12 protein-coding genes, 2 pseudogenes and 1 other annotated feature are annotated in these 13,168 nt (G+C 62.4%); of the genes and pseudogenes, 6 read left to right on the forward strand and 8 right to left on the reverse strand.

Annotated elements, in window-relative coordinates; genetic code table 11:
- Nucleotides 1-64 precede the first annotated feature (64 nt).
- Nucleotides 65-526: pseudogene (locus AX708_RS20000) on the forward strand (chromate transporter); the annotation flags it as partial.
- Between the two features lie 101 nt (nucleotides 527-627).
- On the opposite strand, the pseudogene AX708_RS21160 reads toward AX708_RS20000, so the two are convergent.
- The 6 genes and pseudogenes from AX708_RS21160 to AX708_RS20525 all read right to left on the reverse strand — a co-directional run.
- Nucleotides 628-750, reverse strand: a pseudogene (locus AX708_RS21160) (NAD-dependent epimerase/dehydratase family protein); the annotation flags it as partial.
- 221 nt (nucleotides 751-971) lie between these two features.
- Nucleotides 972-4,154, reverse strand: coding sequence for an efflux RND transporter permease subunit (locus AX708_RS13445; RefSeq protein ID WP_066110730.1), 3,183 nt, complete (start codon nucleotides 4,152-4,154; stop codon nucleotides 972-974).
- Nucleotides 4,151-5,707 carry an efflux RND transporter periplasmic adaptor subunit gene (locus AX708_RS13450; protein ID WP_066110732.1) on the reverse strand — a complete coding sequence of 519 codons (1,557 nt, stop codon included), beginning with the start codon at nucleotides 5,705-5,707 and terminating at the stop codon, nucleotides 4,151-4,153. Before AX708_RS13450 ends, AX708_RS13445 begins: the two co-directional genes overlap by 4 nt.
- On the reverse strand, nucleotides 5,704-7,074 hold the full coding sequence (locus AX708_RS13455; protein ID WP_066110733.1) for a TolC family protein: 1,371 nt from the start codon (nucleotides 7,072-7,074) through the stop codon (nucleotides 5,704-5,706). Before AX708_RS13455 ends, AX708_RS13450 begins: the two co-directional genes overlap by 4 nt.
- Nucleotides 7,075-7,132: 58 nt before the next feature.
- On the reverse strand, nucleotides 7,133-7,486 hold the full coding sequence (locus AX708_RS13460; RefSeq protein WP_066525489.1) for a copper-binding protein: 354 nt from the start codon (nucleotides 7,484-7,486) through the stop codon (nucleotides 7,133-7,135).
- A gap of 147 nt (nucleotides 7,487-7,633) precedes the next feature.
- Complete coding sequence (locus AX708_RS20525; protein WP_156443262.1) at nucleotides 7,634-7,945, reverse strand: hypothetical protein; 312 nt, start codon at nucleotides 7,943-7,945, stop codon at nucleotides 7,634-7,636.
- A 298-nt stretch (nucleotides 7,946-8,243) separates the two neighbouring features.
- Between AX708_RS20525 and AX708_RS20940 the strand changes: the two genes are divergently transcribed.
- Genes AX708_RS20940 through AX708_RS13470 form a run of 3 tightly spaced genes read left to right on the forward strand, consistent with a single transcriptional unit; the run spans nucleotide 8,244 to nucleotide 9,169 of the window.
- The gene (locus AX708_RS20940) at nucleotides 8,244-8,534 is read left to right on the forward strand and encodes a hypothetical protein (RefSeq protein ID WP_156441512.1); all 291 of its coding nucleotides are present in this window, start codon (nucleotides 8,244-8,246) and stop codon (nucleotides 8,532-8,534) included.
- Nucleotides 8,535-8,565: 31 nt separating this feature from the next.
- Nucleotides 8,566-8,808: a hypothetical protein gene (locus AX708_RS20530; protein ID WP_156441513.1), complete on the forward strand. Its 243-nt coding sequence runs from the start codon at nucleotides 8,566-8,568 to the stop codon at nucleotides 8,806-8,808.
- Between the two features lie 4 nt (nucleotides 8,809-8,812).
- Nucleotides 8,813-9,169 carry a recombinase family protein gene (locus tag AX708_RS13470; RefSeq protein ID WP_197425857.1) on the forward strand — a complete coding sequence of 119 codons (357 nt, stop codon included), beginning with the start codon at nucleotides 8,813-8,815 and terminating at the stop codon, nucleotides 9,167-9,169.
- Nucleotides 9,170-9,215: 46 nt separating this feature from the next.
- On the opposite strand, the gene AX708_RS13475 is transcribed toward AX708_RS13470, so the two are convergent.
- Nucleotides 9,216-10,444 (reverse strand): IS3 family transposase gene (locus AX708_RS13475; RefSeq protein WP_369815627.1). Its coding sequence is split into 2 segments (ribosomal slippage): nucleotides 9,216-10,156 and nucleotides 10,156-10,444, totalling 1,230 coding nucleotides; the frame shifts between segments, so codons are not numbered across the junction.
- Nucleotides 10,049-10,163: a sequence feature (AL1L pseudoknot), on the reverse strand. (Overlaps the previous gene by 115 nt.)
- A 390-nt stretch (nucleotides 10,445-10,834) precedes the next feature.
- Between AX708_RS13475 and AX708_RS13485 the strand changes: the two genes are divergently transcribed.
- Both AX708_RS13485 and AX708_RS13490 read left to right on the forward strand, forming a co-directional pair.
- A complete protein-coding gene (locus tag AX708_RS13485) occupies nucleotides 10,835-11,572 on the forward strand; it encodes a helix-turn-helix domain-containing protein (protein WP_197425858.1) in 738 nt (245 codons plus the stop codon).
- 146 nt (nucleotides 11,573-11,718) lie between these two features.
- Complete coding sequence (locus AX708_RS13490) at nucleotides 11,719-12,150, forward strand: heavy metal-binding domain-containing protein (RefSeq protein ID WP_197426397.1); 432 nt, start codon at nucleotides 11,719-11,721, stop codon at nucleotides 12,148-12,150.
- Nucleotides 12,151-12,185: 35 nt separating this feature from the next.
- Here the strand turns inward: AX708_RS13490 and AX708_RS13495 are convergent.
- The coding region (locus tag AX708_RS13495) for an IS3 family transposase (protein ID WP_066110739.1) at nucleotides 12,186-13,168 on the reverse strand (983 nt) is incomplete at its 5' end.

The raw sequence follows: 13,168 nt of genomic DNA on the forward strand, positions 1-13,168 counted from the left end.
AACACAGTGTAGGGCGAGCCACCTCAAACACCGAGGCGGACATACGGTCTTACCGTTCACCCGCATCGGCCTGCTCAGCTTTGGCGGACCTGCGGGGCAGATCGCGCTGATGCACCGGGAATTGGTGGAAGAGCGCAAATGGGTGGCCGAGGAGGATTTCCTCCACGCGCTCAATTTCTGCCACCTGCTCCCCGGCCCCGAAGCGCAACAGCTCGCCACATGGATCGGGTGGCGGCTGCATGGATGGCGCGGCGGGCTGGCCGCGGGGCTGCTCTTTGTCATTCCGGGCGCGGCCATCATTCTGGCGCTGTCGGTGCTCTATGCCATTGCCGCAACTCTCGCATGGGTCGAAGCGCTGTTCCTCGGCGTGAAAGCGGCGGTGCTGGCGATTGTGGTGCAAGCCTTATTGCGTATTGCCGGACGTGCGCTGGATACGGTGTTGAAGCGTGCGCTGGCGGTGGCCGCGTTCATCGGGCTGTTCCTATTCGACCTGCCGTTTCCGCTAATCGTTTTGGGTTCCGGGGTGGAGGCGATGCGGTTGCCGAAGCGCTCACGGACCGTCTCGAGGCCAGCCGTTACCGCTTCATCGCTACTGAGATCGAAGTCCACCGCGTGCGCCGGAGCGGGAGGATCAGGCGGGCCGGCCCGGTCAAGGCCGACCAGCGTGTATTCCTCGGCCAGCCTTCGTATGATCGCACTTCCGATGAACCCGCTGGCGCCCGTGATCAGCACCACATCTTCTTTGGCCATCGCATCGCTCCCTTATTGGTTGAAAGTTCCCCCCCTCCCCCGCGAGAGATTGATCAGCCGGAGCCCGCCCGAAGGTATTTCACGAGAGCTGCCAGCCCTAGGATCAGGACGGCTACGACGAGGAGCCAGACAACTCCCATGCCGATCATCATCGCGGCTCCACCGCAGTCCATCATCATGTTCAGCTCCTACGTTCGAGGCTGGAAATTCCCGCTTGCTGGTTATGTCATCTGCGGCTTGGCAGCCGACGCGACGTCGGGCTGCTTTTGATCCACGGCCTCACGCATGAACTGCTTCACGCCGAGGAGCTTGTAGATCGCAGGGAGAACGAAGAGGGACAGGAGGGGCGCCGTGATCATGCCGCCCACCATCGGAGCCGCCAGACGCTGCATGATCTCAGAGCCGGTGCCCTCGCCGATGAGCAGCGGAAAAAGACCAGCGAGGATGACCGCAGCCGTCATCGCCTTCGGCCTCACCCGTAAGACCGCGCCTTCCATCAGCGCGTCCTCGAGATCCTCGGTTTTCGAGAACTTGCCGGCCTCAATCCGCTCCTCGATCGCCTTGTCGAGGTAGACCAGCATGATAACCCCAAACTCCGCAGCAAGCCCGGCAAGAGCGATGAAGCCGACCGCTGTTGCCACGGAGATCGCGTGACCCATCAGGTAGATGAGCCAGACTCCGCCAATGAGCGCGAACGGAAGCGCGAGGAGGACGATGAGCGGCTCACGCACTCGCTTGAAGGCGAGGTACAGGAGCAGGAAGATTACGCCGATGGTCAGCGGCACGATCACGGCCAACCTCTTCGAAGCACGCTCGGCATATTCGAACTGACCTGACCAGGTGATCGAATAGCCCGGAGGCATCGACACCTCTCGAGCGACCTTCTGGCGCGCTTCATTCACAAACCCGACAATGTCGCGGTCGCGAACGTCGACGTAGACCCAAGCGGAGGGCCGCGCGTTCTCGCTCTTTACCGTCACCGGACCGTCGGCGATCTGCACGCTTGCCACGGCACCCAGCGGCACGATTCCGCCTGTCGGAGCGACAATCGGCAGACTGCGCAGAGCCTCGACGCTGCCGCGCATCTCGCGCGGGAAGCGCACGTTGATCGGGAAGCGAGCAAGCCCCTCGATCTTCTCATCCACCGACATGCCGCCAACCGCACCGGCAGCCGTGTTCTGCACGTCCTCAATGGACAGCCCGTATCGAGCAGCGGCCAGGCGATCGACCTTGATGTCGATGTAGCGGCCGCCGAGGATCCGATCCGAGATAGCGGAGGTTGTGCCGGGAACGGTCTTCACCACCTGCGCGATTTTAGCTCCGAGCCGATCGAGCGTGGCGAGATCAGCTCCGCTCACCTTCACGCCAACGGGGCTCTTGATGCCCGTCGCGAGCATGTCGATCCTGTTCCGGATCGGCGGCACGAAGACATTGGCCAGGCCAGGCACCTTCACGCGTGAATCGAGCTCGGCGATCAACTTCTCCATCGTCATCCCTTCACGCCACTCGCTCTGAGGCTTGAGCTGGATAACCGTTTCGAACATTTCGATCGGCGCAGGGTCGGTTGCGGTCTCGGCGCGGCCCGCCTTGCCGAACACCGTCTTCACCTCCGGGACCGTCTTGATCATGCGGTTTGTGATCTGAAGGAGCTCAGAGGCTTTGGACGCAGACAGGCCTGGAAGCGCCGTCGGCATGTAAAGGAGGTCGCCCTCCGCCAGCGCGGGCATGAACTCCCCGCCGAGGCGAGAAAGCGGCCACGCCGTCAGAAGAAGCGCCCCGATAGCAAGACCAAGGACGAGCTTGGGCCACTTCATGACCCAGACAAGGGCGGGCCTGTACGCCGCGATCAGCCAGCGATTGATTGGGTTCTTCTCTTCGGGGCGAATCTTGCCTTTGATGAACATGATCATCAGGACCGGGATGAGCGTGACGGAGAGCCCAGCGGCCGCCGCCATTGAGTAAGTCTTGGTGAGCGCAAGAGGCGTGAAGAGCCTGCCCTCCTGAGCCTCCAGGGAGAAGACCGGCAGGAACGAGAGCGTGATGATCAAGAGGGAAAAGAACAACGCCGGCCCGACCTCAACGGCCGCGTCCACCAGCGTGCGCTTGCGCAACTCCTCGGTCATGCCCCCATGCTCGTGCTCAGCGTGCTCGAGCTTCTTGTGAGCATTCTCGATCATCACCACGGCCGCATCGACCATGGCGCCGATCGCCAGCGCGATACCTCCAAGCGAAAGGATGTTCGCGTTAACCCCCTGATAGTACATCACGATGAACGCGGCGAGGATTCCTAGGGGGAGCGTCAGGATTGCCACCAGTGCCGAGCGCAGGTGTAAGAGGAACACCACGCACACGAGCGCAACGACGATGAACTCTTCGACAAGCTTATGAGAAAGGTTCTCGATCGCGCGTTCGATGAGCGATGACCGGTCGTAGACCGTCACCACCTCAACGCCCTTGGGAAGAGCCATCTTGAGTTCCTCGAGCTTCTCCTTGACCGCCTCGATTACCGACCTCGTGTCGGCTCCTGCACGAACGACGATCACACCGCCTGCGACTTCTCCCTGGCCATTGAATTCGGCGATGCCGCGCCGGAATTCGGGAACGATCTGGACGCGCGCAACGTCACCGATCGTGACCGGAACGCCGCCGGCGCTCACCTTCAGAGGTATGTTTCGGAAATCGTCGAGGCTCTGCAGATAGCCACCGACACGGATCATGTACTCGGCTTCCGCACGCTCAATAACCGAGCCGCCAGTCTCGTTATTTGCCGTTTGCAGCGCTTCCATTACGTCGCTGACGGACACTCGATATAGCTGAAGCTTCTCGGGATTGACCTCGACCTGGAACGCGCGGACCATGCCGCCAACGCTGGCGACCTCGGCAACGCCGGGGACTTCCTTGAGTTGGTATCGCAGAAACCAATCCTGCAGCGCACGAAGCTGACCAAGATCGTTGCCACCGGTGCGGTCGACGAGCGCGTACTGGTAAGCCCAGCCGACGCCCGTCGCATCAGGGCCAAGTGCCGGTGTAACCCCCGGCGGCAGCCGGCCCGCCGCCTGGTTCAAATATTCGAGAACCCTCGAGCGAGCCCAGTAGAGGTCGGTCCCGTCCTCGAAGATGATTGTGACAAACGAGTCTCCGAACATGGAAAAGGCGCGGACTGCCTTCACTTTGGGCGCCGACAGCATCGTAGTCGCGATCGGGTAGGTAACCTGCGCCTCCACAATCTGGGGCGCCTGCCCTGGATAGGGCGTACGGATGATGACCTGGACGTCGGAGAGGTCGGGGATAGCATCGAGCGGAGTCCGGCTCACCGTGTACAACCCGGCAGCCGTGATGAAGGCGGCCGCAAGAAGAACGAGCAGCCGGTTCGCCGCCGACCATCGAATGATCCGCTCGATCATTGCGCCGCCTCCGGAGCGATGCGCTCGATCACGGGCGTTTGACCCTGCTGTGGCCTCTGAAAGGCGAACATCACTCGTTCGCCAGCCTTACGGCCGCGCAGCAGCGAACGGTCCTTCACGGGGAAGGTCATCGTCATGGCCGGCCAGTTGATCCCCGCCAACGGCTCGTGAGCGAGAGTGATACGGCCACCTGCCGCGTCCACCGTCTTCACGACTCCGCGACCCTGGATAAGCTCGTCTTGCCGCTGCTGTTGCGCGGCAGGCGATTGGCCTCGCGATAGACGCTCGACAATGCCGGCGAGTGAGGCCTCGGAGTCGATCAGGAACTGACCAGAAACAACGACAATGTCGTTGAGGTTGAGCCCCCTGCGGATCTCGGTTCGGTCGCCAACCGTGCGCCCAAGCTCAACTTCGACCGGAATGAAGCCGCCATTCCGCTGCACAATAACAACGTTGCGCCTTCCGGTGGAGATAACGGCCTCGGACGGCACGACGAGACCGCCTGTTGCCGCACCACCGATGGTGAGGTTGGCGAACATGCCGATCTTCAGCCGGCCGCCCGGGTTGGGCAGCGTGATACGAACTCGAGCAGTACGCGCTTCGGGATCGAGCGTCGGGAAGATGTAGTCGATCCGGCCCTGAACCGTCTCGCCGCCATAGGCAGGAAACGAGATCTCCGCCGGCTGTCCGATGCGGATCTGGCCCAGCGACACTTCCGGAACCTCGGCCACAACCCACACTTGCGAGAGATCCGCCAAGGTGATGATCGACTGTCCGGGCTCCACCCGCGCACCCGGCCGCGCGCCTATGGCGGTCACGATCCCGGACCGAGGAGCGAACACTCCGTACGTGCGCTGAGGGCGCCCGCCCCGATCCAGGTTGCGAATGGCCGCCTCCGGCAGGCCAAGCAGCTGCAACCTCTGGCGCGCTGCACTGCGCAGGCCCGGCGTAATCGTCGAACGGCGTATCTTCAAAAGGGCGGCATACTCATGCTGAGCGCCAAGCAGCTCCGGCGAATAGACGCTCGCGACCCGAGTCCCTCTGCCGACCTGTTCCCCGACAGCGCGGACGCTGAGCTGCTCGACGAAGCCGGGGGTTAGGGTCTGGACCTCGACAATGCGGCGCTCGTCAGTCTCAACGCGCCCGACCACCGCAATCGCCGCCGCCAGATTGTCGAAGGTTACTCGCGCAGTGCGGACGCCGAGGTTCTGTTGCACCTGTGGCGAGATCTGAATGCCGGCGCCGCCGCCCTCCTCAGCATATTTCGGCTGAAGGTCCATGTTCATCGACGACTTGCCGGGCGCGTTGTAGCGCTCCATCGGCAGCATCGGATCGAACCAGTAGAGAACGGTTTTGCCGGAGCCGTCCTGCACGACGCCGTTGACGAGCTCGCCCTTCGCGGCGCCCGCTCCTGCGTCGCCATCTCCTGATAGAACAGCATAGCCGACGCCCGCCCCGGCGAGAGCAAGCGCGACACTGCCGGCGAGGATTTTCTTGTTCCTGGATGTTCCCAGCCCCGTGCGGACAACGAGCAGTCTTTCCTTGATGGTCATCGCGCGACATCCTGCGTGAGGTAAATGAGCTCGGCGGCCGCGCGAGCGCGCCGCCCCTGCTGCTCAATCGCTTGAACGTGAGTTTCGACGTACCGGCGCACGATGAAGAGCGGCATCTCGAGAGTCGCCTGACCCGCTCCATAGCGAGCTTCTGCCGCCTCGAATGAAGCCTCAAGAGACGGAATCGCCTGGCTGGTGATGATCGACAGCTGCGCCTCGGCGCTCTTGTAGTCGGCCAATGCGCCGCCATAGGTGCCGCTCAGCTCGCGTTGCGCATCCTGCGCTCGGAGCCGAGCAGCATCAGCGCGAGCCGAAGCCTCGGCGATCCGCCGGTTCTGCAATCGGTTTTTGTTGATCTGGAGCGGGATACTGACGGTGGCCGACAGCATATCGCCATAATCGGGACGGTAGCCGTACATCACGGACCAACCGAAATTCGGCTTTCGATCTTGCCTGGCCACGTCGACAGCCCTTTGCGCCGCTCGCTCCTGCGCCTCGGCAGCCGCGATCGCCGGATGTTGCGACAGCAGCGCTTGGCTCGCTGCAGGCGCTTCAAGAGCTGGGACCGTTTCCGGCAACGGGCGCTGCGCAGCAGCACCTATCCACCGCGCCATCTCAGCCCGGGCTCGTGCCTCCTGCCCACGCGCATCCTCTTGCATCGCCTTGGCAAGCGCGACTTCCGCCTGGGCCTGGAGCGCAAGAGAGGGCGTGGAAGATCCCGTTGGAATGCCGGCTTCCATGATCTGGCGACCGACGTCGAGATCGTTGATCAGGCGGTCCAACAATCGCTGTTTGGCTCGTGCTTCCACGGCGTTGATCCAAGCGACCATGACGTCCCGCTGAATGCGCCGCTCCTGCGCACTCGCCTGCGTCCGACTGACAACTGCCTCTGCGGTGAGCCTCGCAGCCTCGGCTTGACGTCTGGAGCGGCGAACCTGCTCCCGCATCACACCGATCGTGTACATTGTCATGCCGTCGCGAGTGGGGTTGAACGCCATGTTCCCGGTCACCGGTAAGTTCTGGATTCCGGCGGTGATCGTCGGATCAGGCAATGTGCCTGCCGCAATCGCAGCCTGTTCCGAGGCTACCGCTTCGCGCTCAAACGCGCCCAGGGTCGGCTGATCACCACTCGCCAGTGCCGCAGCCTCCTTGAGACTAAGCGTCGGTCCGGCAGCAGGAGAAGTCGCGGGCTGTTCCGTCGCCGTGGCATGATGTGCCTGCGCTAAGGCAGGCGCGGGCGCCGCCAGAATGGTAAGAGGCACGACGCTCGCCGCTGTGAGATGCCGAGCAACATTTGCTCGCCAATTAGCCAGGCGCGCGCCCTGATCGTGCGCCCGCTCCCCGCGCCCCGTGATGGTGCTGAACATATGTGAATTCCTAGGATCAGGCGGGTGCGGTCGCACGGACGCGACCGCACCTCATCCGTCACTGCTTTGAGATCGACGTCAGCGTCGTCGCGCCATCACCCTTGGTGAAAGCGAATGACACACGGTCACCGGGCTTGATGCCATTCGCCAGCGCCGGATCGGCGGCCGTGAAGGTCATCTCCATAGCCGGCCAGCCGATCGACTTGATCTCCTCATGGGCGATCGTCACGTCGCTTCCGGAGATGCTTTTCACAGTGCCGGTGCCGGAGTGCGAATCGCTGGCGCTCACCGCCGGAGCTGCTCCAGCAGTCGCAGCATTTTCGCTGGTGCCGCTCTTGGTCGCGTCCTCGGCGCCGCAGGCAGCAAGGGTAACAAGCGTGCCAAGCACGCCCGCCTTGATAATCATGTTCATGCTCGTACTTTCTTCGCGTCCTACGCAGTTCGCGCCGGCAGGCCCGAGCGTGATGCTCGGCAGCAGGAGACGCGCTCTACGTGCTGATCTTCGACACAGCGCCAGAGGCGCTGGTCGCCGCGCAGCATCGACCGCGCAGACACTTGATCAGGCGAAGAAAGCTCGCGGAGGAGGATCGTCCGTCGACAGAATAATTGACGGCAGGCTGCCAGGCTCCGGCCGCGCGTTGAGGAGCGCAAAGGGATCTACCGCGTCCTCATCGACATCTGCTCCCGGCAAGACGGCTGCTGGTGCAGGAGTTGCACAATCAGGCGTGCAGCAGCCCACCTTCTCGTGGTCAGGGGTCATCCCTTCGTCCGCGCCGGCCATCGTACAGCTTACCGACGGCGCGGCTCTCGCCGCACCGGGGCTGCCGATCATCGACAGCGCTATAAGAATGGCCACGATGAGCTTCATCACGATCCTAATACACGTATGCTGGGCGACAAGGAAGGCCGCACCCCGCGTGACCGCCGAAGTCGGCGAGCACCCATCGCGAGGACACGTCCATCTGCTGCCTGAAGCATTCCCCCTTTGTAGACTCAGATCCATGAAAGAGATTTCCACTTTCGCGATTTCTCCCCCTCATGTGGTCCTCCACCGTTGGAAGGTCAAGCGCTATTTTGTTGACGACGAAGATCGGTAGGAGGCAACCGAGCAACGATGCCCCGTCCCTCACCTGGTCGCGATTGACATCGCTGTTCCAGGTCGCGCCGCCGTGGACGAGTTGGTTGCGCAGGACGTAGAGCCGATCGAACAGGATCGACAGGATCCGGACCGTGTCGTGCTCGCGCAGGGCGTGGTTGATGGCAAGGCGACCGCGCTCGAGCTTGTGCTCCCAGTCTTGGTATCCTGGCACACCGTTCTGATGCTGCCAGAAGGGGTGGTAGACATAGCGATTCTCCAGAAGGAGGCGGATCTCCTGGCTGAACCGCTGCCAGACGGCATCGTAGACACGGTGACGCCCATCGAACTTCACCAATGTCGAGAAAAACGATCGTCCGGGTGAGTGGGAGCGGCTCGATGCCGCTAATGCTTACATGCGCTACGGCGGACCAAATCTGAAGGCCAAGCCCGACGGCTGTAAAGTGTACCTCATCCTCGAGCCTCAAAGCGATGAAATTATTGGTGGAGTGCACCTTGAAGTAATCGCCGCTGCCGCCGCCTTTGTACAAATGGAGATCGGCGGCGTGCAGTTATGCACGCTGCGAAGCGAGCGTAGCTTGCGTGATCGACTGAGGCGACTTTTTAGACAGCCCGCAGCAATTCGAATGATTGATTAGAGCCATGACCAACACTCTCATCGGATATGCCCGCTGCTCGACCGACAAGCAGGACCTCACCGCCCAGCGCCGGGCGCTGATCGAGCTCGGCGTGCCAGAGGACCGCATCTACACCGATCATGGACTGACCGGCCGCAACCGCGATCGCCCTGGCCTCGCCCAAGCACTGGCCGCGGTGCGTGCCGGCGAAACTCTGGTCGTGCCCAAGCTGGATCGCCTCGCCCGTTCGGTGCCCGACGCGCGCGCTATCGCCGATGAGCTGGAGAAGCGCGGCGTCAGCCTCGCGCTCGGCAAGCAGGTTGACGTGACCCCCAGCTTTCCTCCGGCTGGGATTAGAGCCGAGCCGTTTTGTTGCGCATGAGCGCGGTTGAAGCGTCCCGGGTTTTCCGGAGGCGGTTTCATTTGAGTCATGCGACCATATCGAGGGTCTCTCTGGCTGCATAGTAGTTGGCTTCGGCCTCGGCGGGCGGGATATGCCCGATGGGCCCGAACAGGCGGTGATTGTTGAACCAATCGACCCAGCGCAGGGTTGCCATTTCGACGGCTGATACGCTCGGCCAGGATCGCTGCCGCCAGATCACTTCTGCTTTGTAAAGACCGTTGATCGTTTCGGCCAAGGCATTGTCACAGCTGTCGCCGACGCTGCCCACAGACGGGACGAGGTTGGCCTCTGCCAGGCGCTGGGTGTAGTTCATGGCAAGGTATTGGGTTCCCCTGTCACTGTGATGGATCAGCCCGTCCTCTGGACCTGGTCTGCGCGCATGGATCGCCTGCTCAAGGGCATCCAGCACGAAGCCCGCCGTAGCCGAGGTGCTGACCTTCCAGCCCACGATCCGCCGGGCGAAGGCATCGATCACGAAAGCAACGTAGACGAACCCCGCCCAGGTATGGACGTAGGTAAAATCGACCACCCACAGCGCATTGGGCCGGTTGACGCGGAACTCGCGGTTGACCTTGTCGAGCGGGCACGGCGCCTTGGGGTTGCTGACGGTGGTCACCGTCGTCTTGCCCCGCCGCACGCCTGCCAAACCCATGGCGCGCATCAGCCGCTCCACGGTGCACTTGGCGACTGCCACCCCTTCACGGCGCAGCTGGTGCCAGACCTTGCGCGTGCCGTAGAGGCCAAAGCTGGCATCGTGGGCACGCTTGATGGCCTCGCGCAGCTCGTCGTCGCGGCGAGCGCGGGCCGGTCGCCTGCCGGGATCGGCAAGCCGGGCAGCATGCTCGTGATAGGAGGAAGGGGCGATCGCCAGTTCCCGGCAGATCGGCTCGATACCCAGTTCCTCGCGGTGCGCGTCGATAAACGACATCACCATTTGCCGTGGCGGTCGAGCTCCGCCTGAGCAAAATATGCCGAGGCCTTACGCAGGATCTCGTTGGCCCGGCGAAGCTCCTTCACCTCGCGCTCCAGCGCCTTGACCCGATCCCGGTCACTGGCGGCCTGCGCCGCTGGTCCCGCTCGTCGGCTCGCCTCCTCGCGGCACCAGCGGCGCAGCGTCTCGGTCGTGCAGCCAACCTTAGCAGCAATCGAACTCATCGCCGCCCACTCCGAGGGGTAATCCCCCCGATGCTCCTCCACCATACGCACCGCGCGGTCGCGAAACTCAGGCGAAAACTTGTTCCTTGTAGCACTCATCGTGGCTCCTTCTCACAAATAGGAGCCTCCGGAAAACCCGGGACGCTTCAGCGCCGCTGCTTCCAGGATTTGACTGGCTCACGTGGCCCGGTTTCTTCGCCGGGGCCGTGGGTAGCTTTCTTTATGGCTGGTACATCGCGATTCTCGGCGTGCCGCTCTACCGCTTTTTCCGCGCACGCATCGGATGAATGCCCCTTCTCTCCGTGCGAGTTATGCCGTACGTGCACGGTATATACCGACTGGTGGGACGGGTGTCGGGCCCCGTCCAGCGGCAGCCAATATCGCGATTGGAACTGAACGAAAGGAACCTGAGCCATTTCGGTAAGTCTGCCTCGTCGTGCCCGATGGGATCTGCTTCTCCATACGATCATCGGAGCAGTTCTCGGCGTCGTGATTCTTCATCCCCTCACCACCGTTATCTTCTGGTACGAAGCCGGCGGGAAGGGAGGTGGGGTGTCCAAAAATCCTGCAAGCCTCGCCTTGGAGCGACTCGCCTCCGCCTTCCGGTTCGAAATGGCCCCAATGAGTATAGCGTTTGCAGCGATCGGTGGAGCCATCGGCCTGGCGTTCGGCGCTTATCACATCCGCTTGATGCGTGAGCGCTCCCGGGTTCGCTATCTCGAGCATGAACTCGAAGAAGATCTCCCATTGCTAATCGCGCGCGGGGAAGGCGAGCACCTCGAATTCAAATCATCTTTACGATGGGACCGGCGGCAAGAGCAGGTCAATCGCGGACTACAAAAGGTCGTCGTCAAGACAATCGCCGGCTTCCTCAACCACGAAGGCGGCACCTTGCTGATCGGCGTTGAGGATGACGGCGACATTGCCGGGATCGAGGCAGATCTACAAACTCTCAAACACCCCAACCAGGATGGATTCGAGCGCTTGTTGATGGACACTGCAAAGGATGGTCTCGGGGGAAATGCCTGCGCACTCATTCACTGCCGATTCCAACGGCTGAACGAGCGCACCGTTTGCCGGGTGATCATCGAGAAGAGCTTTGACCCGATCTACTATACTGAGAACGGCGTCGCGCGGTTCATGCTGCGGGCCGGGAACAGCACGCGAGAGCTCGATGTTCGCGAAGCGCACGCCCACCTCCAACAGCGCGGCAAGGTGCACTCATGAAGGTCACTCCGACAATTCACGGGCGCGGCCTGACCATACCATGTCGCGCCATTCTGGCGCTCACCATCGAAGCGACGAGTGCTACGACCGATGTATTCTTTTCGGCTGACCCAGCCAAGAAACAGGGCACCTTTTAGGAGACTATGATGGATCATTCGCACTGCGCTCATAACGATGATGACGGGGCTGCGGCATCGGATGATGGCCGCTACAATCTTGTCCCGGCCTCCTATGACGGTCCTGTCTACACCTGCCCGATGCACCCGCAGGTCAGACAGCCGAAGATGGGCTCCTGCCCGCTTTGCGGCATGGGTCTCGAGCTCGAATCCGCCGCTATGGTCGACGAGGGCCCCAATCCCGAACTCGTCGACTTCACACGGCGCTTCTGGGTCGGCGCCATCCTCACATTGCCTTTACTGATCCTGACCATGGGCCCCTATCTGGGCTGGCCGGGCGTACGCGAAATATTCGGCGAACGCACGACCCTGTGGATAGAACTCGTGCTCGGCACGCCGGTGGTCCTGTGGAGCGGTTGGCCGTGTCCGTCGTCAGAACATTTGGCGCAGATCGCGGCGTAAATTAGCGGAGTGCGGGCCTCGTCAGGGGGTTGATGTTAGGCGGCGAGCTTGCGGTGCTGCAAGCGCCGATGTTCGATGGTCTGTCGCTTGATCCTTTCGCGCTGTTTGATGATTGCCGGAGCGCTGCCGAAGTAGGCGTCGGCGGGCGTCACGTTGGCCAGGCTCTCGTGGTACCGCTGGTGATTGTAGTACTCGACGAACGCCTCGATCTGGGCCTCGAGGTCGCCGGGCAGGAAGTAGTTTTCCAGCAGGATGCGGTTTTTCAGGGTCTGGTGCCAGCGCTCGATCTTGCCTTGGGTCTGGGGGTGTAGCGGGGCGCCGCGCACATGGCTCATTTTCTGGGCATCGATGTATTCAGCCAGTTCGCCGGCGATGTAACTGGGGCCGTTATCGCTGAGCAGCCTGGGTTTGTGCAGCACCGTGGCGCTGTCGCAGCCCGAGGCCTTGAGGGCGAGGTCCAGCGTGTCGGTCACGTCCTCGGCCCGCATGGTGGTGCATAGCTTCCAGGCGATGATGTAGCGCGAGAAGTCGTCAAGCACGGTCGACAGGTACATCCAGCCCCAGCCGATGATCTTCAAGTAGGTGAAGTCGGTCTGCCACATCTCGTTCACCCGCGTGGTCTTGGTGTGGAACTGATCGGCGGCCTTGATCACGACATAGGCCGGGCTGGTGATCAGATCATGGGCCTTCAGCAGGCGGTAAACCGTGGCTTCAGACACAAAGTATTGGCGTTCATCGGTAAATCGTACCGCCAGTTCGCGCGGGGACAGCTCGGATTGTTCGAGCGCCATCTCGACGATCTGATCCTGCACCTCGGGCGCGATGCGGTTCCACACTCGGCTCGGCGCCGATGGCCGATCCTCCAACGCCTCCGGCCCGCCTTCAAGGTAGCGGTCGTACCAGCGGTAGAAGGTCCGGCGGGCGACGCCGAGTTGGTCCAGCGTCCGCTTGGCGGGCAGGTGCGACTGCTCGACGATCCTGATGATCTCGAGCTTCTCGGATGCGGGATACCTCATTC

It is taken from the genome of Erythrobacter sp. CCH5-A1 (genome assembly GCF_001557115.1).
In the GTDB taxonomy this organism is placed as follows: domain Bacteria; phylum Pseudomonadota; class Alphaproteobacteria; order Sphingomonadales; family Sphingomonadaceae; genus Erythrobacter.